21 protein-coding genes are annotated in these 24,080 nt (G+C 74.5%); 7 read left to right on the top strand and 14 right to left on the bottom strand.

The genetic code is table 11. The annotated features are described in order from the left end of the window. Nucleotides 1-15: 15 nt before the first annotated feature. Both AB0G08_RS08115 and AB0G08_RS08110 read right to left on the bottom strand, forming a co-directional pair. The gene (locus tag AB0G08_RS08115; protein WP_358084817.1) at nucleotides 16-1,806 is read right to left on the bottom strand and encodes a hypothetical protein; all 1,791 of its coding nucleotides are present in this window, start codon (nucleotides 1,804-1,806) and stop codon (nucleotides 16-18) included. Continuing rightward, nucleotides 1,806-3,800 (bottom strand): hypothetical protein, encoded by a 1,995-nt coding sequence (locus tag AB0G08_RS08110; protein WP_358084814.1) that lies wholly within the window; start codon nucleotides 3,798-3,800, stop codon nucleotides 1,806-1,808. The genes AB0G08_RS08115 and AB0G08_RS08110 overlap by 1 nt, the downstream gene beginning before the upstream one ends. A gap of 186 nt (nucleotides 3,801-3,986) precedes the next feature. On the opposite strand from AB0G08_RS08110, the gene AB0G08_RS08105 reads away from it, so the two are divergent. After that, nucleotides 3,987-5,180: a hypothetical protein gene (locus AB0G08_RS08105; protein ID WP_358084810.1), complete on the top strand. Its 1,194-nt coding sequence runs from the start codon at nucleotides 3,987-3,989 to the stop codon at nucleotides 5,178-5,180. Between the two features lie 63 nt (nucleotides 5,181-5,243). Here AB0G08_RS08105 and dxs read toward each other — a convergent pair whose 3' ends face one another. From dxs to AB0G08_RS08085, 4 genes are all read right to left on the bottom strand, one after another. Next, entirely contained in the window at nucleotides 5,244-7,193 is a 1,950-nt protein-coding gene (dxs, locus tag AB0G08_RS08100) for a 1-deoxy-D-xylulose-5-phosphate synthase (protein WP_358084807.1), read from the bottom strand. Nucleotides 7,194-7,319: 126 nt separating this feature from the next. Continuing rightward, the gene (locus tag AB0G08_RS08095) at nucleotides 7,320-8,489 is read right to left on the bottom strand and encodes an anhydro-N-acetylmuramic acid kinase (protein WP_358084805.1); all 1,170 of its coding nucleotides are present in this window, start codon (nucleotides 8,487-8,489) and stop codon (nucleotides 7,320-7,322) included. Nucleotides 8,490-8,498: 9 nt separating this feature from the next. Further along, nucleotides 8,499-9,752 (bottom strand): TRAM domain-containing protein, encoded by a 1,254-nt coding sequence (locus tag AB0G08_RS08090; protein ID WP_358084802.1) that lies wholly within the window; start codon nucleotides 9,750-9,752, stop codon nucleotides 8,499-8,501. After that, entirely contained in the window at nucleotides 9,749-11,824 is a 2,076-nt protein-coding gene (locus AB0G08_RS08085) for an APC family permease (RefSeq protein ID WP_358084799.1), read from the bottom strand. Before AB0G08_RS08085 ends, AB0G08_RS08090 begins: the two co-directional genes overlap by 4 nt. Nucleotides 11,825-11,986: 162 nt before the next feature. On the opposite strand from AB0G08_RS08085, the gene AB0G08_RS08080 reads away from it, so the two are divergent. Then, nucleotides 11,987-12,652, top strand: a complete 666-nt coding sequence (locus AB0G08_RS08080) for a TrkA family potassium uptake protein (RefSeq protein ID WP_358084797.1) — start codon at nucleotides 11,987-11,989, stop codon at nucleotides 12,650-12,652. A gap of 2 nt (nucleotides 12,653-12,654) precedes the next feature. Beyond that, nucleotides 12,655-13,344 carry a TrkA family potassium uptake protein gene (locus AB0G08_RS08075; RefSeq protein WP_358084794.1) on the top strand — a complete coding sequence of 230 codons (690 nt, stop codon included), beginning with the start codon at nucleotides 12,655-12,657 and terminating at the stop codon, nucleotides 13,342-13,344. 10 nt (nucleotides 13,345-13,354) lie between these two features. On the opposite strand, the gene AB0G08_RS08070 is transcribed toward AB0G08_RS08075, so the two are convergent. From AB0G08_RS08070 to dut, 4 genes are all read right to left on the bottom strand, one after another. Further along, the gene (locus tag AB0G08_RS08070; RefSeq protein ID WP_358084791.1) at nucleotides 13,355-14,038 is read right to left on the bottom strand and encodes a DUF3159 domain-containing protein; all 684 of its coding nucleotides are present in this window, start codon (nucleotides 14,036-14,038) and stop codon (nucleotides 13,355-13,357) included. Nucleotides 14,039-14,069: 31 nt separating this feature from the next. Continuing rightward, entirely contained in the window at nucleotides 14,070-14,450 is a 381-nt protein-coding gene (locus AB0G08_RS08065; protein ID WP_089001387.1) for an OB-fold nucleic acid binding domain-containing protein, read from the bottom strand. Between the two features lie 122 nt (nucleotides 14,451-14,572). Then, the gene (locus tag AB0G08_RS08060; protein ID WP_358084788.1) at nucleotides 14,573-15,241 is read right to left on the bottom strand and encodes a DUF3710 domain-containing protein; all 669 of its coding nucleotides are present in this window, start codon (nucleotides 15,239-15,241) and stop codon (nucleotides 14,573-14,575) included. A gap of 25 nt (nucleotides 15,242-15,266) precedes the next feature. Next, a complete protein-coding gene (dut, locus tag AB0G08_RS08055) occupies nucleotides 15,267-15,857 on the bottom strand; it encodes a dUTP diphosphatase (protein WP_358084785.1) in 591 nt (196 codons plus the stop codon). 91 nt (nucleotides 15,858-15,948) lie between these two features. Between dut and AB0G08_RS08050 the strand changes: the two genes are divergently transcribed. Further along, nucleotides 15,949-16,449, top strand: coding sequence for a DUF3093 domain-containing protein (locus AB0G08_RS08050; protein WP_358085121.1), 501 nt, complete (start codon nucleotides 15,949-15,951; stop codon nucleotides 16,447-16,449). 64 nt (nucleotides 16,450-16,513) lie between these two features. Here the strand turns inward: AB0G08_RS08050 and AB0G08_RS08045 are convergent, their stop codons facing one another. Beyond that, entirely contained in the window at nucleotides 16,514-17,383 is an 870-nt protein-coding gene (locus AB0G08_RS08045) for a hypothetical protein (protein WP_358084782.1), read from the bottom strand. A gap of 139 nt (nucleotides 17,384-17,522) precedes the next feature. After that, the gene (locus AB0G08_RS08040) at nucleotides 17,523-17,819 is read right to left on the bottom strand and encodes a DUF4193 domain-containing protein (RefSeq protein WP_007075406.1); all 297 of its coding nucleotides are present in this window, start codon (nucleotides 17,817-17,819) and stop codon (nucleotides 17,523-17,525) included. Between the two features lie 435 nt (nucleotides 17,820-18,254). On the opposite strand from AB0G08_RS08040, the gene AB0G08_RS08035 reads away from it, so the two are divergent. After that, a complete protein-coding gene (locus AB0G08_RS08035; RefSeq protein ID WP_358084779.1) occupies nucleotides 18,255-18,770 on the top strand; it encodes a LytR C-terminal domain-containing protein in 516 nt (171 codons plus the stop codon). A 49-nt stretch (nucleotides 18,771-18,819) separates the two neighbouring features. On the opposite strand, the gene AB0G08_RS08030 is transcribed toward AB0G08_RS08035, so the two are convergent. Beyond that, nucleotides 18,820-19,635: an inositol monophosphatase family protein gene (locus AB0G08_RS08030; protein WP_358084777.1), complete on the bottom strand. Its 816-nt coding sequence runs from the start codon at nucleotides 19,633-19,635 to the stop codon at nucleotides 18,820-18,822. 287 nt (nucleotides 19,636-19,922) lie between these two features. On the opposite strand from AB0G08_RS08030, the gene AB0G08_RS08025 reads away from it, so the two are divergent. Continuing rightward, the gene (locus tag AB0G08_RS08025; RefSeq protein WP_358084774.1) at nucleotides 19,923-21,533 is read left to right on the top strand and encodes an RNA polymerase sigma factor; all 1,611 of its coding nucleotides are present in this window, start codon (nucleotides 19,923-19,925) and stop codon (nucleotides 21,531-21,533) included. 244 nt (nucleotides 21,534-21,777) lie between these two features. After that, the gene (locus AB0G08_RS08020; RefSeq protein ID WP_074474066.1) at nucleotides 21,778-22,011 is read left to right on the top strand and encodes a hypothetical protein; all 234 of its coding nucleotides are present in this window, start codon (nucleotides 21,778-21,780) and stop codon (nucleotides 22,009-22,011) included. A 220-nt stretch (nucleotides 22,012-22,231) separates the two neighbouring features. On the opposite strand, the gene AB0G08_RS08015 is transcribed toward AB0G08_RS08020, so the two are convergent. Next, nucleotides 22,232-23,962 carry a DEAD/DEAH box helicase gene (locus AB0G08_RS08015; RefSeq protein ID WP_358084771.1) on the bottom strand — a complete coding sequence of 577 codons (1,731 nt, stop codon included), beginning with the start codon at nucleotides 23,960-23,962 and terminating at the stop codon, nucleotides 22,232-22,234. Nucleotides 23,963-24,080 lie beyond the last annotated feature (118 nt).

Raw genomic sequence — 24,080 nt, 5'->3', positions numbered from 1 at the left:
GCGAAGCCCGGGACGTCAGCCGACCAGCGGGCGGACGTCCCAGACGTGGGCGCCGGCCACCTCCCGGCCGGGGCCGAGCAGCGCGTCGACCGTCCGGCGCACCGGGTCGCCGTGGTGCAGTCCGCCCTGGACCACCACGGCGGCGCGCCAGTGGCGCAGGTCCTCGACCGCCTGGCGGCGGTGCTCGTCGGTGACCACCGGCACCTCGCCGGTCTCGGCCACCCGGCGCAGCAGCTCGGCCGTGGGGCGGTCCGGGGCTCCCCACCGGGCGGCCGGGTCGTCGGCGGCCCGGGGGCCGATGAAGTAGCCGCCCGGGGCCGGGAAGGCCAGCCCGGTGCGGGCCGACCAGAGCATCGCCGGGCTGACCCCGGCGCCGGTCACCGGCGGCACCGGGACCAGGGTCCGACCCGGCGGGACGTGGGCCCGCCAGCCGCCCTCGGCCACGAACGCCGGCACGGGCCAGGCCGGCACGGTCCGGATCGGGGTGGGGATCAGCGGCAGCAGCGCGGCGGCCACCGCCCCGCCCCAGAGCAGCCGCACCGGCACGCCGCCCGCCCGCGGCCCGGCCGCGGCCTCGGGGCGGAGCCGGTCCAGGGAGAGGGCGAGCAGGATGCCCAGCACCGGGACGCAGACCAGCGGAAAGCGCGCCGGCACCGCGTGGTCGAGCAGCGGCAGCTCGGCGACCAGCCGGTACGGCCCGGGGATGCCGGTGGGCGTGCCGTCCAGGCGGACCTGCTCGCCCAGCGAGAGCAGCGCGAAGAACAGCCCGCAGGCGGCCAGCGCGCGGACCAGCGGCCGGCGCCACAGCCAGATCACGATCACCACGGCGAGCACCAGCAGCCCCGGGCCGAAGAAGGAGTTCTCCTCGGTGGGGTTGGGCGCGAGCAGGCCGGGCAGGTGGTCGTCGCCGAGCACCGTCTGCCGCGCCGAGGCGGTGAACGACGCGGCGTCGAGCTGGTAGCCGTACGCGTGGAAGGGCATCCCCCGGTAGTGGCCCGGGCCGAAGAACTGGAACCACAGCGGGTACGCCAGCAACGGCAGCGAGACCGCCACCCCGATCGCGAGCCGGCCGAGCAGCGCGGGCGCCAGCCGGCGCGCCGTCTCCCGGTCGGCCGCCGCGTACGCCAGCGCGAACGTGCCGGCGGCGAGGACCAGGAAGACCAGCACCTCCTCGCCGAGGAAGACCTGGTATGCCACCAGCAGCCCGAGCAGCGTCCCGTGCCGCCGCACCCGGCGCGGGTCCGGATGGAACACCAGCGCCAGGATCACCGGCACCAGGAACTGCGCCGCCATGTGCAGGTGCGCCCCGGCCTGCGCGACCATGCCGGGGGCGAAGCCGCAGAAGAGCCCGCCGACGGCCGCCGCCACCCGGGAGTCGACCAGCCGGCGGCGCAGCAGCGCGTACCAGGCGGTCGCGGTGCCGGCGAGGCAGCAGACCACGGCCACCAGGAACGCGACCTGCGAGCCGAAGAGCAGGGTGACCGGCGTCAGCGGCACGCCCAGGCCGAGCACCGAGGTGTTGGCCATCAGGTTCACCCCGTCCGGGGCGTTCAGCTCCGCGCTGTGGAGCGGGTTCTCCAGGCCCGCCACCGCCCGGGCCGCGCGGGCCAGCATCCACTCGAAGAGGATCTGGTCCCCCGCCTGGTGGAACAGCCGCCCCGGGCGACCCCACTGGCCGAGGGTCAGCAGCACCGCCAGGGCGAGGTAGCCGGTGACGACCAGCGCGTCCGGCGCGCGTACCGGCAGCCGGCGGGACCGCCGGGCGGGTGCCGCCTCGACGGTGCCGGTCGCCGCCGGGGCGGTCATCAGGTCCGCTGGTCGGTCAGCGCCCGGACGTCCCAGACCCAGACGTCCAGCTCCCGGCGGCCGGGACCGACCAACTGCTCGACGGTGCGCCGCAGCTGCTCGGAGTGGTGCTGGGCGACGGGGAGCACCAGGATGGCCGCCCGCCAGTGCCGCAGCTCGTCGAGCGCGCGGCGGCGCTGCCGGTCGTCCAGCTTCGGGATGCGGCCGGTCGAGGCGACCTCCTCCAGCAGCCGCCCGACCCCGCTGGGCCGGCCGCCGAAGCGGCCGGGGTCGCCGGTGTTGCCGTTGCGCGGCGCCAGGAAGTAGCCGCCGGGGATCTTGAAGTCGAGGTTGGTGGAGGCGGCCCAGCGCATCCCGTGGGTGTGCCCCATGTTCGGCACCGGGATCGGCACCAGGGTCTGGTCCGCACCGACGTAGCCGCGCCACCGGTCGGCGGTGATGAAGTCCGGCACCGGCGGACGGGAGGTCACCTTCAACGGCATCGGCGCGATCGGCAGCAGCGCGAGGACGAGCCCGGCCACGGTGAGCGTACGCAGCGTGCGCCGCTCGACCGGCAGCGTCCGGGAGCGCTCGACGGCGAGCGCCAGCAGGATGCCGACCACCACGCTGGTGATCAGGCCGAACCGGGTGGGCACCACCGCGTCGAGCAGCGGCAACCGGACCAGCCACTCCCAGGGCCCGGTGAACAGCTCGCGGTCCCACCAGGACACCCGCTCACCGAGGGAGAGCACGGCGAAGAACACCCCGGTCGCGGCGAGCGCCCGGACGAGCAGCTCCCGCCGCAGCCACGCCACGATGCCGACGGCGATCAGGGAGAGGCTCCAGCCGAAGAAGGCGTTCTCCTCCGAGTAGTTCGGCGCGAGGTTGACGTTCGCGCGCTCGTCGCCGCCGATCGTGGGCGAGCCGGGCGCGAAGAAGGCCGCGATGTCGTTGCCGTAGTCGCGGACCGCGTCGCTCAGGCCGTGGTACGCCATCGGCCCGGCGAACTGGATGTAGAGCGGGTACGCCAGCAGCGCCCCGGCGAGCACGGTGCAGATCGCGAGCGCCTTGGCCAGCGGACGCCAGGCCGCCGACCAGAGCGCGGGCCGCTGGGCGAGCACGGCGAGCAGGAACACCCCGCAGGCGAGCGCCGTGAAGAGCAGGATCTCCTCGTTGATGAACGCCTGGGCGGTCACCATCAGGGCGAGCAGCACGCCGTCGCGCCACGGCCGGCGGGACCGGGTGATGACCAGCACCCGCCAGACGATGAACGGCAGCAGGAACTGGGAGATGATGTTGGGGTGCCAGTTGGCGTGCGACAGCATCGCCGGCGAGAACCCGCAGAACCAGCCGCCGATCGCCGCCGCCAGCGGGCTGCGCACGACATGCCGGGAGAGCACGAAGTACCAGGCCGAGGCGGTGCCGGCGAGCGCGAGCGTGACCAGCACCACGAAGGTCACGGCCGGCCCGAAGAGCAGCGTCACCGGCACCATCGGGATGCCCAGCGCGAGGATGGCCGTGTTGGCCATCAGGTTGACCCCGTCGGGGTAGTTGAACTGCTCGGTGAAGAACGGGAACTCGCCGTGCAGCACCACGCGTACCGAGTGGGCGAGGAAGAACTGCACCTGGGCCGGGTCGCTGCTGTAGAGCGAGGCCACCCGGCCGGCCGGGTCCACCCAGATCTGGCTGGTCACCCACACCGCGGCGAGCAGGAACAGGCCGAGGACCGTGAGGTCCTGCCGCCGCCGGGCCCACCGCCGCGGCCGGGCCGCGCCGGCCTCGCCGGAGGGGGTGGCGGCGTCGGAGGGCCCGGCGGCGTCGGTCGCTCCGGTGGCCACTGCCACGCCGGGGGCGTCGGCTCCGCCGGGGGCGTCCGCTCCGTCGGCGCGGGTGGTTCCGCCCGGCGTACGGTCGCCGGCGCCGCCGCCCACGGGCGGCGCCACGGGTTCGGACGCGGGGGCCGTGGCGGCGTCGGATTCCGACCAGGATTCGGCGCGGGTCTCGGCAGACGTCACAGTCGGCGGAGTCTACCCGAGCGGGACATTCACCCTGAAACCACGGCAGTGTCCTCTGTGGTCGACGTCGGTCACGGCCCGCGACCTGCACACGGACCGTGGGCGAGGTGGCGCGTCCCGGTGATCCGACATCTCGTACTATGGCGCTTTCCGTTGAACGGCTGAGGCGATCGAGGGGGCGTACAGGTGGCTCCAGTCCGCCGGCGCGGCATCACGGCCACCGCACTGCTGACCCTGCTGCTCACCGCGACCGCCTGCGGGCCGGTGGCGGACCGGCAGCCGGGCGACCTGCGGGTCGGCTACGACAGCCTGGACGGCGACCTCACCGTCTGGCCGCCGCGCGGCGCCCTGGCGGGCGACGCCGCCGTCCGGTCGGCCGTGACCGGGGCGGTACGCGACTGGCGGTCGCCGGCCGACGACCGGGTGCACCTGCCGACGTCGGGGATCCTCTGGTCCGGCGAGGTCGACGGCGCGCCGCTGGCCCTGGTCGCCGCGGACGTGCCCGGCGAGAGCGCCTCCTGGCTGCTCCAGGTCACCGCCGAGGGCGGCCGGTACGCGGTCACCCGCGCCGCCGAGTACACCGACCCCGGCTACCTCGTCTACTCCGACGTGCTGCCCGTGCACACCTCCGACGGGCGGCGCTACCTCACGTCGGGCCGGGTTCAGCGGCTGCTCGGGCCGGACGGCCGCGCCCTGCGGCACACCGACGGCCTCACCGAGCCGGTGGCCGTGCCGGCCTGCCGGGCGGTGCCGGTGACCGCCACGCTCCGGGCCACCGAGGCGCTGCCCCGGGGCCGGGCCGCCGACCGGCTGCTGGACCTCGGCACCGGCACCACCGACCCGCGCTACCCCCTCGTGCGCGACGAGAGCGGCTCCGGCAAGCGCGCCCTCACCGGCCTGGACACCTGCGTGCTCGCCGGCGAGGAGGGCCCGTTCGGCAGCGTCCCCCGGCGCATCGGCGACCGGGACGCGCCGCGCTCGGTGCCGTCGTCGTGGCCGATGACCAAGCTGACCGTACGCACCCTGGGCGAGGTCGCCCTCGGCGGCGGCGAGCCGGCGGAGCTGGAGCAGCTGACCTGGGAGACGGCCGACGGCACGATGACCGCCGTCGTGTACCGCCCCTCCGACGGCGGCACGCCGGTCGTCTCGCCCGCCGACCGGTCCCACCCGTTGCAGACGTACGCGCTGCCGGTGCCGGGACAGCCGCTGGCCGTGCTCAGCTGGCGGCCGACCGCCGACAGCTCGCTGTCGACGCCGCCGGACACGCCCCGGCTGGTGGACCGGCCGGGGCTGGTCGTGGTGCCGATGCCGACCCGCTCGGAGACGTTCAGCCTCGCCGAGGCGGAGAAGACGCACTACCGCTCCCTCGGCGGCCGCTGAGCCGGCGCGGCAGACGACGACGGCGGGTGTCCCGGTCGCCCGGGGCACCCGCCGTCGTCGGTGTCAGTTCTGCGCGGTCGCGTCGTCGGCGGCGATGACCGGCTCGACCGGCTCGACGTCCAGCCGGGAGATCCAGCCCGTGACGTCGCGGGCCACGTCCTGCGCGGTCAGGCCGAGGTCGGCGAGGATCTGCGCGCGGGTGCCGTGCGGGTGCCACTCGGCCGGTACGCCGAGGTCGCGCAGCGGCACCCGGACGTCGGCGTCGCGCATCGCCTGGGCGAGGGCGTCGCCGACGCCGCCGACCCGGACGCCGTCCTCGACGGTGACCACGAGCCGGTGCCCGGCGGCCAGCTCGACCAGCTCGGCCGGGACGGGGCGGACCCAGCGCGGGTCGACCACGGTCACGCCGAAGCCCTGCCCGGCGACCCGGGTGGCCACCTCCATGCCCAGGTGGCCGAAGGAGCCGACCGCGACCAGCAGCACGTCCTTGCGCGCCGACTCGGCCAGCACGTCGACGGTGCCGACCCGGCGCACGGCCGGCAGGTCGGCGGCGACGGTGCCGGTCGGGAAGCGGACGATGGTGGGGCCGTCGTCCACGCCCACCGCCTCGCGCAGCTCCTCGCGCAGGGTGGCGGCGTCGCGGGGCGCGGCGATCCGCAGGCCCGGCACGACCCCGAAGACGGACATGTCCCAGATGCCGTAGTGGCTGGGCCCGTCGGGGCCGGTGATGCCGGCCCGGTCCAGCACGAAGGTCACCGGCAGCCGGTGCATCGCCACGTCCAGCAGGACCTGGTCGAAGGCGCGGTTGAGGAAGGTCGCGTAGACCGCCACCACGGGGTGCAGCCCGCCGAGGGCCAGGCCGGCGGCCGAGGTGGCCGCGTGCTGCTCGGCGATGCCCACGTCGTAGACCCGGTTCGGGTGCTTGCGGGCCAGCTTGGCGATGCCGGTCGGCTCGGCCATCGCGGCGGTGATGCCCACCACGTCGGGCCGCTCGTCGGCGATGGCGACCAGCTCGTCGGCGAAGACGCCGGTCCACTTCACCGACGGGGCGGCGACCAGCTTGCCGGTCTCGACGTCGAAGGCACCGGGGCCGTGGAAGCAGTCGGCCTCGTCCTCCTCGGCCGGGCGGTAGCCGTAGCCCTTGCGGGTGACGGCGTGCACGATCACCGGGCCGCCGAAGTTCTTCGCCGCGCGCAGCGCCGACTCGACCGCGGCCACGTCGTGCCCGTCGACCGGGCCGACGTACTTGATGCCGAGGTCCTCGAACATCGCCTGCGGGGCGACCGCGTCCTTGATGCCCCGCTTGACCGCGTGCAGCACCTCGTACATCGGCCTGCCGACCAGCGGCGTCGAGCCGAGCGCCTCCTTGACGGTGTCGAGCACCTTCTCGTAGCCGGGGTTGAGCCGCAGCGAGGAGAGGTGGTCGGCGAGGCCGCCGATGGTCGGCGCGTAGGAGCGGCCGTTGTCGTTGACCACGATCACCAGCGGGTTGCCGGCGGTGGCGATGTTGTTCAGCGCCTCCCAGCACATGCCGCCGGTGAGCGCGCCGTCGCCCACCACGGCGACCACGCTGCGCTGCTCGCCCCGCAGCGCGTACGCCTTGGCCAGGCCGTCGGCGTAGGACAGGGCGGTGGAGGCGTGCGAGTTCTCGATCAGGTCGTGCTCGCTCTCGGCCTGGCTCGGGTAGCCCGAGAGGCCGCCGCGCTGGCGCAGCTTGTCGAAGCCGGTCTGCCGCCCGGTGAGGATCTTGTGCACGTACGCCTGGTGGCCGGTGTCGAACAGGAGCCGGTCACGCGGGGAGTCGAAGACGCGGTGCATGGCCAGGGTCAGCTCGACCACGCCCAGGTTGGGGCCGACGTGCCCGCCGGTGCGCGAGACCTTGGCGACCAGGAAGTCACGGATCTCGGCGGCGAGGACGTCCAACTCCTCGGCGGACATCCGCTTGACGTCCTGCGGACCCCGGACGGTGGCCAGCAGCCCGGTGTGGTGGACCGTGCCCTCTTCAACGCTCATGACGCAAGAGTCTATCGGCCGCCTGGTACTCCGCAGGCCGGCCCGGACGCCCGCCCACCGGCCGGGGGCACTGAGCGCCTGGTCAGCCCCCGGATCCCCGGCCGGCGGACGGGCGGCGCCGGGCGGTCAGGCCGTGATCCGCAGCCGCCGAGGCGCCACGACCCCCGCGGCGCCCCGGTACGCCGGCCCGGACGGGGTCCAGGAGCCCAGCACCGCGGCCCGGGCGGCGCCGGTCACCGAGGGCAGCGCGCCGGGCAGCCCGTGCCAGGAGAGCCAGCCCAGCAGCGCGAACGCGTACGCCTCCTTGGCCTGCGCGGGCACCCCCAGCTCGTCGGTGGTGCGCAGCCGCCACCGCCCCGCCCCGAGGGCGGCCAGCCGGGCGGTCAGCGTGGGGTTGCGCACCCCGCCGCCGGCCGCGACCACCTCCACCACGCCGTGCCGGTCGCACTCGGCGGCCACCACCCGGGCGGTCAGCTCGGTCAGGGTGGCGAGCACGTCGTCGGCGGGCACCGCCTCGCCGAGGGCGGCCAGCCGCGCGTCCAGGTAGCCGGAGTGGAACAGCTCCTTGCCGGTCGACTTGGGCGCCGGCGCCGCGTAGTACGGCTCGGCGAGCAGCGCGTCGAGCAGGCCGGGGTGCACCCGACCGGCGGCCGCGCGGGCGCCGTCGAGGTCGCAGGGCCGGCCCAGGAGGCGCCGGGCCGCCGCGTCGAGCAGCGCGTTGGCGGGCCCGACGTCGTACCCGAGCACCGGCGCGCCCGGCGCGAGGACCGTGAGGTTGGCGATGCCGCCCAGGTTGAGCGCGGCGCGCGGGGCCGCGCCGTCCGCCGGGTCGAGCAGCAGCGCGTCGAAGGCCGGGACCAGGGGCGCGCCCTGCCCGCCGGCGGCGACGTCCGCCGAGCGCAGGTCGTTCAGCACGGGTACGCCGACCCGGGCGGCCACCCGGGCCACGGCGCCCAGTTGCAGGGTGCCCCGGGCGCGCCCGCCGTCGACCCAGTGGAAGACCGTCTGCCCGGGCGAGACCACCGCGTCGACCGCGCCGCCGGCCAGCTCGACGCCGAGGGCCGCCGCCTCGGCGAAGACCTCGCCGAGGCGGTTGTCCAGCCGGCAGACCGCCTCGATGGTGGTGCTCCCGGGCGGCAGCAGCGCGCCGATCGCGGCGCGCAGTTCGTCGTCGTAGTCGAGGCTCCGGTGGCCCAGCGGGCGCAGCCGCAGCGTGTCCCCGTCGAGGGTGAACTCGGCGGCGGCCACGTCCACCCCGTCGTAGGAGGTCCCCGACATCAACCCGACGATCTTCATCGCGTCAGGCTAGCGGGCGGCTCGCTCGGGCGGCAGGAGCAGACCGACCAGCTCGACGTGCTGGGTCATCGGGAACAGGTCGAAGCCGCGCAGCGCGGCCAGCCGCCAGCCCAGCCCGGCGAAGGTGCGCACGTCGCGGGCGAAGGCGGCCGGGTCGCAGGCCACGTACGCGATCGCGCGGGGACCGGCGGCCACCAGGTCCCGCACCACCGGGCCGCCCGCGCCGGAGCGCGGCGGGTCGAGCACCACCACGTCGACCGGGCCGGTGATCCGGCGGCGGGCCAGGGCGGTCTCCACCCGGGCCGGCACGACCTCCACCCGGGGCAGGTCGCGCAGGTTCTCCCGGGCGGCGGCGACGCCCTGCGCCGCCGACTCGACCAGGGTGACGCGGCCCGCGTCGCCGACCCGGCCGGCCAGCGCGGCGGCGAAGAGCCCCGCCCCGCCGTAGAGGTCCCAGGCCCGCTCCCCCGGGCGCGGGTCGACCAGCTCCAGCACGGCGTCGACCAGGGTGTCGGCGGCGGCCGGGTGGACCTGCCAGAACGACGACGCCGGCAGCGTCCACTCCCGGCCGGCAGCCACCTCGCGGACCCGGTCCGGGCCGCTCACCGGGCGGGGCACCCCGTCGGCGACGGCGGTCACGGCCGCGTCCCCGCCGGTGGAGGCGACCGTCTCGACCGCGTCCGCGTCCGGCCAGCGCGCCCCGGTCGGGGCCAGCACGGGCAGCTCCCGGATCGCCGGGTGGGCGATCAGGCAGCGGTCGATCGGGACCACCTCGTGCGAGCGGTGCTTGAGCAGCCCGGCCCGGCCCGCCCCGTCGACGGCGTAGCGGACCCGGGAGCGCCAGCCGAGCGACCCGCCGGGCAGCGCCGCCACCCGGACGCCGAGGGCGTCCAGCTCGGCGTCGGTGAGCCCACCGAGGCGGGTGAGCTGCTCGCGCACCACGGCCGTTTTCCAGTCGAGCTGGGCGGCCGGGGCCACGTGCTGGAGGTCGCACCCGCCGCACCGGCCCGGCTTCGCGTACGGGCAGGGCTGCTCGACCCGCTCCGGCGCGGCCTCGAGCACGGTCACCGCGTCGGCCCGGACGAAGCCGCGGTGCACCTCGGTCACCTCGGCGACCACCCGCTCGCCGGGCAGCGCGTGCCGGACGAAGACCACCTGGCCGTCCACCCGCGCGACGCAGTGCCCGCCCGGCGCGACCGCCCCGACGGTCAGCTCGACCCGCTCGGCCTCCTCCAGCCCCCGGCCGTCCCCGTGCGCGGTCACCGCTCACCTCCACCACTCGGGCCGCTCTCGCCGGGCGGCGCGGACACGACGGGCGGGACGCTCGGCGGCAGGGTGCCGCGCGGCGCGACCCGGGGGCCGCGTGCCGGTCCCCGGGTCAGGGTGGCGTCCAGCCGGTCCAGGTCCTTGCCGGCCGTCGAGGCGAGCTGCCACGGCACGCTGGTCACCATCACCCCCGGTTCGAAGAGCAGCCGGCCCTTCAGGCGCAGCGCGCTCTGGTTGTGCAGCAGGTTCTCCCACCAGCGCCCCACCACGTACTCCGGGATGAAGACCGTGACCACGTCGCGCGGCGACTCCCGGCGCACGCCGGCCACGAAGCCCAGGATGGGCCGGGTGATCTCCCGGTACGGCGAGTCGACGACGGTCAGCGGGACGGGCAGGTCCCGCCGCTCCCACTCCGCCTGCAACTCCCGGGTGTCCTTCTCGTCGACGTTCACGGTCACCGCGGTCAGCGTGTCCGGCCGGGTGGCCCGGGCGTACGCGATGGCCCGCAGCGTCGGCTTGTGCAGCTTGCTGACCAGCACGACGGCGTGGTTGCGGGCGGGCAGCACGGCGCGGCCCTCGTCCGGCGGGGTCAGCTCCGCGGCGACCCGGTCGTAGTGCCGCCGGATGGCGAGCATCAGCGCGTAGATCATCGCCATCGCGGCGATGGCGATCCACGCACCGAGCAGGAACTTGGTGACGAGCACGATGACCAGCACCGTGCCGGTCATCGCCATGCCGAAGGTGTTGATCGCCCGGGACCGGAGCATCCGCCGACGTGCCTGCGGGTCCCGCGCCGTGCGCAGGTGCCGGTTCCAGTGCCGGATCATGCCGGCCTGGGAGAGCGTGAACGAGACGAAGACGCCCACGATGTAGAGCTGGATGAGCCGGGTCACCTCGGCCTGGAAGCCGACGATCAGCACGATCGCGGCGACGGCCAGGAAGACGATGCCGTTGGAGAAGGCCAGCCGGTCGCCGCGGGTGTGCAGCTGCCGGGGCAGGTAGCGGTCCTGGGCGAGGATCGAGCCGAGCACCGGGAAGCCGTTGAACGCGGTGTTCGCGGCCAGGAAGAGGATCAGCGCGGTGACCCCGGCGAGCACGTAGAGCAGCACCGAGCCGGAGCCGAAGACCGTCTCCCCGAGCTGGGTGGTGACGGTCTTCTGCACGTACCCCTCGGGGCCGGAGATGATCTGCAACCTCGGGTCCTCGACGAACTGCAGGCCGGTGAGGCGGGACAGCCAGATGATGCCGACCAGCATGGCCACCGAGATGGTGCCGAGCAGCAGCAGCGTGGTGGCCGCGTTGCGGCTCTTCGGGGCCTTGAACGCCGGCACCCCGTTGGAGATCGCCTCCACGCCCGTCAGCGCCGCGCAGCCCGAGGAGAAGGTCCGCAGCAGCAGGAAGACCAGGGCGAAGCCGGTGACGCTGTGCTCGGCCTGGATCTCCAGGCCGGCGCTGGGCGCGCGCAGGTCGTGGCCGAGCACGAAGACCCGCACCAGGCCGGTGAGCAGCATCCCGACCATCACGATGATGAAGCCGTACGTGGGGATGGCGAAGGCGGTGCCGGACTCCCGCAGGCCGCGCAGGTTCACCGCGGTGAGCAGCACCACCGCGGTGACCGCGATCAGCACCTTGTGGGTGGCCACGAACGGCACCACCGAGCCCAGGTTGGCCACCCCGGAGGAGACCGAGACCGCGACCGTCAGCACGTAGTCGACCAGCAGCGCGCTCGCCACCGCGACCCCCGCCCGCGGACCGAGGTTCACCGTGGCCACCTCGTAGTCGCCGCCGCCCGAGGGGTAGGCGTGCACGTTCTGCCGGTAGCTGGCCACGACGGTGAGCATCACCACCACGACGGCCAGGGCGATCCACGGCGAGAAGAGGAACGCCGAGGCGCCGGCGATGGAGAGGGTCAGCAGGATCTCGTCGGGCGCGTACGCGACGCTGGAGAGCGCGTCGGACGCGAATACGGGCAGCGCGATGCGCTTGGGCAGAAGGGTGTGCTTGAGCCGGTCGGACCGGAACGGTCGACCGAGGAGCAGCCGCTTCAGCAGCGAGGTGGGTCTGGCCACAACCGCCAAGCGTACGACCACCCGGGCGGGCGTCACGGGGTGGTCGATCGCGGCGGGCCGGACCGGCGGAGTACCGTCGGTCCGCGTCCACGCCCGGAACGTGGCAGGCTCGCAGACGGCACGCTCACCGGCCGGGCGTTGCGCACCTTGAGGAGGGACGCGGTGCATGTCGTGATCATGGGTTGTGGCCGCGTCGGCTCGACCCTCGCCTACAGCCTGGAGTCCCGGGGGCACTCGGTCGCCGTCATCGACCAGGACGCCGACGCCTTCCGCCGGCTCGGCCCCGACTTCGCCGGGATCACCGTCACCGGCGCCGGCTTCGACGGCGAGGTGCTCCGGCAGGCCGGCATCGAGCGGGCGGACGCCTTCGCGGCCGTCTCCAGCGGCGACAACTCGAACATCATCTCGGCCCGGCTCGCCCGGGAGACGTTCGGCGTGTCCCGGGTGGCGGCGCGCATCTACGACCAGCGCCGCGCGCAGGTCTACGAGCGGCTCGGCATCCCCACCGTGGCCACCGTCCGGTGGACCGCCGACCGGATGCTGCGGCACCTGGTGCCGGAGGGGAACGTGGAGATCTTCCGGGACCCGACGAGCACGGTGTCGATCGTCGAGGTGCCGGTGCACAAGGACTGGGTCGGCCGGCCGGTGCGCGTCCTGGAGGAGGCGACCGGGGCCCGGGTGGCGTACCTGATCCGCTTCGGCATCGGCACCCTGCCGACCCCGTCCAGCGTCGTGCAGGAGGGCGACCAGCTCTTCATGCTGGTCACCGACGACATTGCGGCGACGGTCACGTCGGTGGCGGGGACGCCGCCGGAAGGAGGGCTGTGAGCATGCGTATCGCCATCGCCGGCGCGGGCAACGTGGGCCGCTCGATCGCCCAGGAACTGATCGACAACGGCCACCAGGTGATGCTCATCGAGCGCCAGCCCCGGATGCTGCGCCCCGACCGGGTGCCGGCGGCCGACTGGGTGCTCGCCGACGCGTGCGAGCTGGCCAGCCTGGAGGAGGCCAACATCGCCGGTTGCGACGTGGTGGTCGCGGCCACCGGTGACGACAAGGTCAACCTGGTGGTCTCGCTGCTGGCCAAGACCGAGTTCGCGGTGCCCCGGGTGGTGGCCCGGGTGAACCGGGCCGAGAACGAGTGGCTCTTCACCGAGCAGTGGGGTGTCGACGTCGCGGTGAGCAAGCCGCGGGTGATGGCCGCGCTGGTCGAGGAGGCGGTCACCGTCGGCGACCTGGTCCGGCTGATGACCTTCCGGCAGGGCGAGGCGAACCTGGTGGAGATCACCCTGCCGCCGACCGCCCCGTACGTCGGGGAGCCGCTGCGCGCGGTCCCGCTGCCCCGCGACTCCGCGCTGGTGGCGATCCTGCGCGGCAAGCGGGTGCTGGTGCCCACCCCGGACGACTCGCTCGAGGCGGGCGACGAGCTGATCTTCGTGTGCACCGCGGAGGTCGAGGACGCGGTCCGCGCGGTGGTGCTCGGGGCTGACAGCGTCGAACGCACCCGCGAGCGGCGCTGAGGCCGGCGGCTCAGCCGCCGGGCAGCGCCTCGGGCTCCGTTTCCCGGGTCACCCGCCGCACCGTCCAGACCGTGATCAGCAGCAGCAGCACGTACGGCGGGTAACCCAGCACCAGCCGCGCCACGCCGAGCGCCGTGTCCTGGTGGGCGAGGTAGAGCCCGGCCTGCACGCCCACCTTGGCCAGCCACACCACGCCCCAGAGCACGGTGAGCCCGGTGAAGGTCCGCACCAGGCGCGGGTCGTCGCGCCACTCGGCGCGGCCCTTGGCCACCAGCACCGACCAGATCCACCCCACCAGCGGCTGCCGGACGGCCGCCGAGACCAGCAGGGCCAGCCCGTAGCCGATGCCGTAGAGGATGCCGGGGAGGTAGAAGTCGCGTTCGTCGCCGGTGCGCCAGGCGATCGCGGCGCCGACGGCGATGCCGAAGAGCCCGTTGACCGCGTGCCGGACCGGTCGGCGCTGCGCCAGCCGGAGCCCGGCGATCACGAGCGCCACCGCCACCGAGGCGATCACGGCGGGCCGCAGCTCGCCGATGATGTTGGCCAGCACGAAGACGACCACGGGGATGCTGGACTCGACCAGGCCCCGCCAGCCGCCGAGCTGGTCGGCCATCTGCTCGGCGAGGGTCGGCAGCGCTTCCTCGTCCTGCGGGTCGCTCTCCGGCTGTGCCGCCCGGTGCTGTCCCGTCGTCATCGCACGCCTTCCGTCCGCCGCGGCCACCGGGTCACTTCGGCGGTTCCAGCTCGTAGTACGGGTTGTAGATCACCTTGCGGTCGTCGCGCACGGCCACCCGCCCGCGCGCGGTCAGGTGCCGGCCGGGCTCGATCCCGGCGATGTGCCGCCGGCCCAGCCAGACCAGGGTGACCACGTCGCTGCCGTCGTAGAGGTCCGCCTCCAGGGTGGGCAGGTTGGTCCGCGGGGTGTAGACGACCGTGCGCAGCCGACCGGCCACCGAGACCACCTGGCCCCGCGTGCACTGCCCGGCCGGGACACCACCGTGCTCGGCGCTCTCCCGGCGCAGTTCCTGCGCCTCGATCTCCGCCTCGCTCGCGGTGAGCCGTCGCAGCATGCGGCGCAGCGAACCCCGGCCCTCGTCGGTCGACATGACCTCCGCGTCACCCTCTCCACGCTGGCCGGCCCGACGCCGGCACCCGGGCCCCGGCGGCGCCGGAACCGTCCCGCCAGCGTACGCCGACGGGGCCGGTCCCGGCGCGTCGTGACGGACGGTCAGGCCTCGCGGGGCGCGGGCGCGGGGTTGCCCTCGGCCGGCGCTCCCTCGACCGCCTGGTCGGCCACCTCGCGGGGCAGCCGCAGCGGCAGCGGCTCGCGCACCGGCTTGGCCTCCTGGCCCCGGTCGACCACCAGGCCGTCGAGGCACTCGGCGAGCGGGCCGGCGGCGGCCGGGTTGGTGGCCACCTCGCCCTGGTAGACGCCGCGGACCATCCAGCGCGGCCCGTCGATGCCGACGAACCGCAGGTCGGTCAGCCCGTCCGGGGTGCGCACCCGGGCGTGCAGCTCGGTGCCGTACTCGCCCTGGACCTCCTGGGCCGCCGCGCCGTCGTTGAACAGCGACTGGCGGATCTCCTCGCGCACCTCGTCCCAGATGCCCTCGGAGCGCGGCGCGGCGAAGACGCCGAGCTGGAGCGCGTTGGGGCCGTGCACGAGCACGACCTGCTGGATCACGCCCTCCGGGTCGGCCTGCACCCGCACCTCGACGTCGCGCACCGCCGGGATGTGCAGGCTGCCCAGGTCGAGCCGCTGCACCCCCTCGGGCGCCTCCGAGATGTCGTACGGGCCGCGGGCCGGGGCCGACTCCTCGTGAGAGTCGAGGACCTCGGTCGTCCGCTCGTCACGGGCGTGCCGTCCGGCACTGTCCCGCTTCCGGGAGAAGATCACTGCGCCAACCCTCCGCTGTTCGCACTCACCCTGCCACCTCTTCCGTCCGGCCGCCTGCCCGGTCCCGCTCTTCCCGTCGCGCGTCCGGCACGTCCGGCGCCCGCCGGCCGTCCGGGGCCGCGTCCTGCCCGCCACCCGCCCCGACGGTCGCGGGGGACGGCACCAGGCCGGCGTGGCCGCCCGTGGAGCCGTGCCCGCCGGTCCCGCGCCGGGACACGGCCAGCTCGGCCACCGGCTGGAAGTCCGCCCGCGCCACCCGCTGCACGACGAGCTGCGCGATCCGGTCACCACGGGAGATCTTCGCCGGTGTGTCCCGATCATGATTGATCAGGTTGACCAGGATCTCACCCCGGTAGCCGGCGTCGACCGTACCGGGCGCGTTGAGCACCGTCACGCCGAGTCTGGCCGCGAGCCCCGAACGGGGGTGGACGAGGCCCACGTACCCCTCGGGCAACGCGATCGCCACGCCGGTCGGGACCAGGGCCCGGCCGCCGGGTGGCAGCTCGACGTCCGCCGCCGCCACCAGGTCTGCCCCGGCATCGCCGGGATGTGCGTACGCCGGCAGCGGCAGCTCGGGATTGAGCTGCCGTACGGGCACGGGTACGACGTCGGTCACGGTTCCCCTCTTCCGTCCGTCCTGCTGGGGTGACCCTGCCATCCTGCCGGTTCCGCCGGGCGTCGTGCGCCGTACCCTCGGAGGAGTGAGCCTGTCACCGTCCTCGCCGTCCCCGGCGCCGCCCGCCGCGGCGCCCCCGCAGCACGCCGAGCGGCTCGGTCTGCCGTGGTGGCTGTGGCTCGGCGGGCTGGCCGCGGCCGCGTTGCTCGCCGTGGAGGTCTGGATGGGCGCGCCCGGCGTCCGCGCCTGGCTGCCGTTCGTGCTGCTGCTGCCGGCGACCGTCGCCGGCCTGGCCTGGCTCGGCCGGATCCGGATCGCGGTACGCGACGGCGAGCTGCGGGTGGACGACGCCCGGCTGCCGGTCCGGTTCGTCGCGGACGTCGTCCCGCTGGACGCCGCCGGCCGGCGTGAGGTGCTCGGGGTCGGCGCCGACCCGCTGGCGTTCGTGGTGCAGCGGCCGTGGATCCCCGGCGCCGTGCAGGTGGTCCTCGACGACCCCGCCGACCCCACCCCGTTCTGGGTGGTCAGCACCCGCCGCCCGGTCGAGCTGGCCGAGGCGCTCCTCGCCGCCCGCGACGCCGCCCGCCCCTGAGTCGTCCCGCGCCCTCCGCGCCGCCCCCCTGCCGTGCTCGGCCGCCGTCCCGTGGGCCGGGGGCTCAGCGGTCGCCGGGGAGGGCCGGCGGGGTGCCCGGCAGGGCCGTGGTGCGGCGGCGCAGGTCGCTGCGGAGCTGGTCCGCCATCGTCCGGGTGGCCCGGCGGTTGAGGTAGCTGGCGACCGCCGCCCCGGTGAGGAAGGGGCCGAGGGTGGTCAGGTTGCGGCCGAAGCGCTTGAGCAGGGTGTCCCGCAGTTCCTTGCGCGCGGCGGTGCCCAGCACGGCGCCCACCCCGACGCCCGGCATCATCGGGTTGATCCCCCGCTGGCCGGCCCAGGACTGCACCAGCGCGACCGCCCGCTGGGTGCCGCCGCTCGGCACCGGGACCCCGTAGACCTCGTGCAGTTCGCCGATCAGCTTCAGCTCGACGGCCACCACGGCGACCGTCTCGGCGGCCAGCAGCACCGGCGCGGAGAGCAGGGCCGGGGCGACCGTCCACTCGACCGCCGCCACTCCCCCGCCGGCGGCGCCGATCCCGGCCGTCGTCCGCGCGGCGTTGCGCACCAGCCGCTCGGCCAGCGCCTCGCCGTCCAGGCCGTCGAAGTGCTGGCGCAGGGTGGCCAGGTCGCGCACGGGCACGTGCGGGGCGATCTCGGCGACCGTGTCGACCATCCAGCGCACCGCGCTCTTCGGTTTGAACAGGTCGGCCAGCCCGCGCGCGCGGGCCTGCCCGACGAGCCGACCGAGCAGCTGCCGCCGGCGGGCCGGCTCGATGTCGTCGGCGGTCAACGCCGCGACGGTGGCACCCAGCTCGTCCGCGCCGCGCGCGGGCACGGCGTCGGCGTGGTCGTCCCGCGCGGCGTGGTCGCCCACACCGTCGGCCCGGGTCGTGTCCGCGCCACGCGTGCCGCCGGACTCGCTCCGCTCGCTCATGGCCCGACCTCCCGAATGGACCGACGTCGACATGACGGTCTCCCGTCAACGAGTCAAGCAGGTCCCCCGGAGTACCGCACGGCGACTCGGGCAGCGGCGGCCCCGACGAGGGAGCCGCCGCTGGTGCGGACGAACGGTGTCAGACGCACTCGCGGCAGATGAGCTCGCCGTTGCGCTCGACCGCCAACTGGCTGCGGTGGTGCACCAGGAAACAACGGGCGCAGCGGAACTCGTCCTGCTGCATCGGCAGCACCTTGACCGTGAGTTCCTCGTCCGCCAGGTCGGCGCCGGGCAGCTCGAAGCTCTCGGCCACCTCGGCCTCGTCGACGTCCACGGCGCCCGACTGTGAGTCGACGCGTCGGGCCTTGAGCTCTTCCAGGCTGTCCTCGCCGAGGTCGACCTCGTCGCGACGCGGGGCGTCGTAGTCGGTGGCCATCGGTTTCACTCTCCCATATCGATGTTGTCGCTTCCGGTTGTAACGCCGGACGACGCTGTTTCGGTTCCGCTGGCCGGCCACCACTTGTGTCGGTCACCCGACCCGAAGACAGCACGGACGGAGGCATCCCCAAGGAACGGCCGGCGAGGCGCGGAACCATACCCCCCCTCTGGGCGAGGCATGTATACCGCCCTCGTGGCTGAGATGTACGCCCCCGCACGCGAAGTTGTTCCCAATGTGACTCAGGCGACACGAAGATAGGGGTAGTACTACCCGGTTCCAGGATGGCGCGCCGGCATGTCCGGCTGTTTCCACGCGACGGCCGGACAACCGTTAACCTCAGCGGCGTACTCGACGGCCGGCGGGGCGGCCCGACCACCGGCGGCCGCCACCACCCACCACTGTCCGGGGAGCACCCTGATGAGCTTTGCGCGAGTGCGAGCACTCGTTGTCGTCGGCCTGCTGGCGGTGCTGGCCCTCGTCTTCGTGGTCGTCGCGCTGGTCCGCGACACCCAGAGCAGCGCCGGCCTCGCCGGAGGTTGCCCGGAGGGCTGGCCGCTGGCCGACGTGACCCTGCGGGAACCCAAGGACGTCAAGATCAACGTTTACAACGCGACCGACGAACCGGGTCGAGCCACCACCGTCGCGGACGACTTCCGCAACCGCAAGTTCCAGGTCAAGAAGGTCGGCAACGAGAAGAAGCAGATCGACGACATCGCGGTCCTGCGCTACGGCCCGAAGGGAGTCGGCTCGGCGCACCTGCTGCGGGCGTACTTCCTGAACAACGCCGAGTACGACTACGACGCCAAGCGCACCGACGACGTCGTCGACGTGGTGCTCGGCGGCGGCTTCCAGCAGCTCGCCACCACCACCGAGGTCAACCAGTCCCTGGGCGACCTCGGCTCGCCGGTCGCGCCGGAGGAGTCCTGCCCGATGCCCCAGGACGACTGACCGCCTCCCGCCGCGCCCCCGGTGCCGCCGGGGGCGCGGCGCCGGCCGGTCAGGGACCGCCCGAGGCGTCCAGGTCGGCGAGGCGGTCGTGCAGCGGCTTGAACAGCGCCGCCGGCGCGGCGATCACCAGGTCCGGGCCGGCCGGCAGCCCGCCCAGCCCGGCGACCAGCAGTCCCGCCTCGGTCGCCACCAGGGCGCCGGCCGCCTGGTCCCAGGCGGCGAGCCCCTTCTCGTAGTAGGCGTCCACCCGCCCCTCCGCCGCCAGGCAGAGGTCCAACGCGGCGGCGCCGAAGCGGCGGATGTCCCGGATGTGCGGGATCAGCTCGGCGATCACCCGGGCCTGGTGCGCCCGGCGCGCCGGGTCGTAGCCGAACCCCGTGGCGACCAGCGCCTGGCCGAGGTCGGTCTCGGTGGAGCAGCGCAGCCGCTCGCCGTCGCGCCACGCGCCCCCGCCGACGGTGGCCGTCCACTCCTCGCCGGTGCTGATGTTGCGCACCACCCCGGCGACCACCTCGCCGTCGACCTCGGCGGCGAGCGACACCGCGTAGTGCGGGATCCCGTAGAGGTAGTTGACCGTGCCGTCGATGGGGTCCACGATCCAGCGGACCCCGCCGGGGCTGACCGGGCCGGTCTCCCCCGCGCCGTACTCCTCGCCGAGGACGGCGTCGCCCGGCCGCAGCCGGCGCAGCGCGTCGATCACCTGCCGCTCCACCGCCCGGTCGGCGGCGGTCACCACGTCGGTGACCGTGCTCTTGGTGGCGGCCACCGACACGCCCTCGACCCGCATCCGGTGCGCGGTCGCGGCCGCGTCCCGGGCCACGTCGACCGCGATCTCCAGCAGTTCCGACGGCGCCGAGCGATCCATCGTTCGTCCCCTTCCCGCACGGCCGGGGTGTTCCGGGTCACGCGCGGTACCATCCTTACAAAGTCCACATCTGCGTCGAATCGGCGGTCCCCACCGCCGGTCCGCCGTGCGGCGACGGATGATCGCCGCAGACGGCGTTACAATTCACCCCTGCCCACGCTGCGACGGACCGCCACGACCGGCCGGCCCGGGACACGGGGGTCCCTCAACCACATCGCCCGGCAAGGTGCCCCGCTCTGCGTCGGACGACCCGGCCGTGCTCGCTCTTCGCCTCCGGAAGGTCATTCGTGACAGAACCCCGCCAGACCGGCGCCGACGTTCGCTCGCTCACCGACACTCTGATCGCCCACGCGCAGAGCGCCGGCGGTCAGCTCACGTCGGCTCAGCTCGCGCGCACCGTCGAGTCCGCCGAGGTGACTCCGGCCCAGGCCAAGAAGATCCTCCGGGCGCTCTCCGAGGCGGGAGTGACCGTGGTGGTGGACGGCTCGGCGAGCACCCGCCGCCGCGTCGCCGCCGCCCGGTCGGCCACCCCGGCGTCCCGGGCCACCACCGCCAAGACCACCAAGAAGGCCGTCGCGCCCGCCCCGAAGCAGGCGCCCGCCGCCGACGAGGCCACGACGCCCGCCCCGCGCAAGGCCGCCCCCCGCAAGGCCGCCGGCACCACCGCCGAGGTGGCCGCCAAGGCCGCCGCGCCCGCGAAGGCCACCAAGTCGACCCGGGCCACCAAGGCGACGGTCGCGGCGGCCGGCGCCAAGCCGGCCAAGGCCGGCGGCAAGGCCAAGGGCGAGGGCGCCGAGGGCGACATCGACCCGGAGGAGCTCGCCGCCGAGATCGAGGACGTGGTCGTCGAGGAGCCGGCGGAGCTGACCCGGGCCGCCGAGACCGACGCCGCCAACTCGGCCAGCGACAACGACTTCGAGTGGGACGACGAGGAGTCCGAGGCGCTCAAGCAGGCGCGCCGCGACGCCGAGCTGACCGCCTCCGCCGACTCGGTCCGGGCCTACCTCAAGCAGATCGGCAAGGTCCCGCTGCTCAACGCCGAGCAGGAGGTGGAGCTGGCCAAGCGGATCGAGGCCGGGCTCTACGCCGCGGAGCGGCTGCGGGCGGCCGAGGAGGGCGAGGAGAAGCTCACCCGCGAGATGCAGCGGGACCTGGGCTGGATCTCGCGGGACGGCGAGCGCGCCAAGAACCACCTGCTGGAGGCCAACCTCCGGCTGGTCGTCTCGCTGGCCAAGCGCTACACCGGCCGCGGCATGGCCTTCCTCGACCTGATCCAGGAGGGCAACCTCGGCCTGATCCGCGCGGTCGAGAAGTTCGACTACACCAAGGGCTACAAGTTCTCCACGTACGCCACCTGGTGGATCCGGCAGGCGATCACCCGGGCGATGGCCGACCAGGCCCGCACCATCCGCATCCCGGTGCACATGGTCGAGGTCATCAACAAGCTCGGCCGCATCCAGCGGGAGCTGCTCCAGGACCTGGGCCGCGAGCCCACGCCGGAGGAGCTCGCCAAGGAGATGGACATCACACCCGAGAAGGTGCTGGAGATCCAGCAGTACGCCCGGGAGCCCATCTCGCTGGACCAGACGATCGGCGACGAGGGCGACAGCCAGCTCGGCGACTTCATCGAGGACTCGGAGGCCGTGGTCGCGGTCGACGCGGTCTCGTTCTCGCTCCTGCAGGACCAGCTCCAGCAGGTGCTGCAGACGTTGTCCGAGCGTGAGGCGGGCGTGGTACGCCTGCGCTTCGGCCTGACCGACGGCCAGCCGCGCACGCTGGACGAGATCGGGCAGGTCTACGGGGTGACCCGGGAGCGCATCCGGCAGATCGAGTCCAAGACGATGTCGAAGCTGCGTCACCCGTCGCGTTCGCAGGTGCTCCGGGACTACCTGGACTGATCGCGATCGTCAACCGAACGTGTCGTTTTGACCACCTGGCGTGCAACGTCGGAAGGTGATCGTCCGGTTGCACGATTGTGATCGTTGACGTGGCACCCTTGGTGCACGGCACACTGTCCCTGCCATGTGTGACCTCGGTCCCCCGCGGGCACACAGGGAAGGCAGCGCCGGGACAGGGTGTTGCACGATAGGTGAGCAACGACCGAAGAGATTGTTCATCGGTGACGACCAGAGGAGGAAGGCGATGACCCCGACCCTCACGCCGCCGCCCGAGACGGTGGCTCCCCCAGCCGCCGATGAACGGTGCGACCGCTGCAATGCTGCCGGCAAGCTCCGGATCACTCTGGCGGGTGGGAGCGAGCTGGTGTTCTGTGGGCACCACGCGAACAAGTACGCGGAGGATCTCGTGAAGATCACCGTGCGGTTCGCGACGGACCCGGAGTTCAGCTGGCGTGGCGCCGATCTGATGGCGAACTGAGAGACCGCAACCCACGACATAGCCGGCCGGAGGCCCCCGAGGGGCCTCCGGCCGGCTTTTCGTCTCCACCCGCCCAGCCCCGTCGCGCCGACGGCACGCCCCGCCCGAGGGGGCACGGGCGGAACGGATCGCGCGGTCCCGCCACGGGCGGCCACGCACCTCCCGGCGGCCACGCACCGGCCGGTCGCCCGCCGCGGCCGGTCGTCGACCGGCCCGCCCGTCAGAGGGTCTGCACGGTGGCGATGCGTTCCTCGAGCTGCTCGATGGTCGCCTGCGCGCTCGGCGGCCCGCCGCAGAGGCGGCGCAGCTCCGCGTGGATCTTCCCGTGCGGCTGCCCCGTGCGGTGGTGCCGGGCGGCCACGAGGGCGTTCAGTTGGCGGCGTAGGGCGACGCGACGCTGGGCGGCACTCATTGGTGCCGGCGGGGCCGTGGGCGCCTCAGCGGCCGCCTCAGCGGGCCTGGCGGCCCGGCGGCGCTGGGCCGCGAGCTGCTCCTGCTGCCGCTTGGTCAGCAGCAGGGCCACCTGGTCGGCGGTGAGCAGCCCGGGCAGGCCCAGGTACTCCTCCTCCTCGGGCGTCCCGGCCTGCGCGGCGGTGCCGAACGAGGCGCCGTCGAAGATCACCTGGTCCAGCTCGGCCGTCGCGGAGAGCGCGGCGAACCGCTTCTCCAGCTCGCCGCTGGCCTGGTCGGCGCGCTGGGCACGCTCCAGCAGGTCGTCGTCGAAGCCCTCGCGGTCCTTCGGCTTGCCGAGCACGTGGTCCCGCTCGACCTCCATCTCGCTGGCCAGCCCGAGCAGGTGCGGCACGCTGGGCAGGAAGACCGAGGCGGTCTCGCCGGGGCGGCGGGCGCGGACGAACCGGCCGATCGCCTGCGCGAAGTAGAGCGGGGTGCTGGCGCTGGTCGCGTAGACGCCGACGGCCAGCCGGGGGATGTCGACGCCCTCGGAGACCATCCGGACCGCCACCAGCCAACGCTGCTCGGACGCCGCGAACGTGGCGATCCGCGCCGAGGCGCCCACGTCGTCGGAGAGCACCACCGCCGCGCGCTCGCCGGTCACCTGCGCGATGAGCTTCGCGTACGAGCGGGCCGCCTGCTGGTCGCTGGCGATGATCAGCCCGCCGGCGTCGGGCATCCCCGCGTTGCGCAGCACGGTCAGCCGGGCGTCGGCGGCCCGCAGCACCTGGGGCATCCAGTCGCCCGCCGGGTCCAGCGCGGTGCGCCACGCCTGCGCGACGAGGTCCTGGGTCATCGGCTCGCCGAGCCGCGCCGCCAGTTCCTCCCCCGCGTTGGTGCGCCACCGGGTCTCCCCCGAGTACGCCAGGAAGAGCACCGGCCGGACGACGCCGTCGCGCAGCGCGTCGGCGTAGCCGTAGACCGAGTCGGCGCGGGAGCGCAGCAGGCCGTCGCCGCCCCGCTCGTAGCTGACGAACGGGATCGGGTTGTCGTCGGAGCGGAACGGGGTCCCGGTGAGCATCAACCGGCGCTCGGCGCCCTCGAAGGCGGCCTTCACCCCGTCGCCCCAGGAGCGGCTGTCGCCCGCGTGGTGGATCTCGTCGAGGACGACCAGGGTGCGCCGGGTGAGGGTGCGCCGCTTGTGCACCTGGGGCGCCATGCCCACCTGCGCGTACGTCACCACCGCGCCGTGGAAGTCGGCGGAGGAGTGCAGGTCGGCGTTGCGGAACGCGGCGTCGAGCTGGATGCCGACCCGGGCCGCCGCCTGCGCCCACTGGGTCTTCAGGTGCTCGGTCGGGGCCACCACGGTCACCGCCTCGACGGTGCCGTCGGCGAGCAGCTCGGCGGCGATCCGCAGGGCGAAGGTGGTCTTTCCGGCGCCCGGGGTGGCGACCGCCGTGAAGTCGGGGTCCCGCCGGCGCAGGTACTCCACGAGTGCCTTGCGCTGCCACGCGCGCAGTGCCGGAAACGTCTCGATCGCCGGCAACCGGGCCGCCACGGGAAGCTCCTCTCCGACCGCCTGACGGCGGACCCCGGGCGAGGGCCACGGGTACCGCCGCCCATGAAAACGCCTCCGCGCAGATGGTGCCGCGAAGGCCGACTCAGCATAACCAGCA

Origin of the sequence: Micromonospora sp. NPDC023644 (assembly GCF_040640115.1) — a bacterium.
Lineage (GTDB): Bacteria > Actinomycetota > Actinomycetes > Mycobacteriales > Micromonosporaceae > Micromonospora.
The sequence above is the reverse complement of the archived record's forward strand: the minus strand, read 5'-3'. Positions and strand labels throughout refer to the sequence as shown.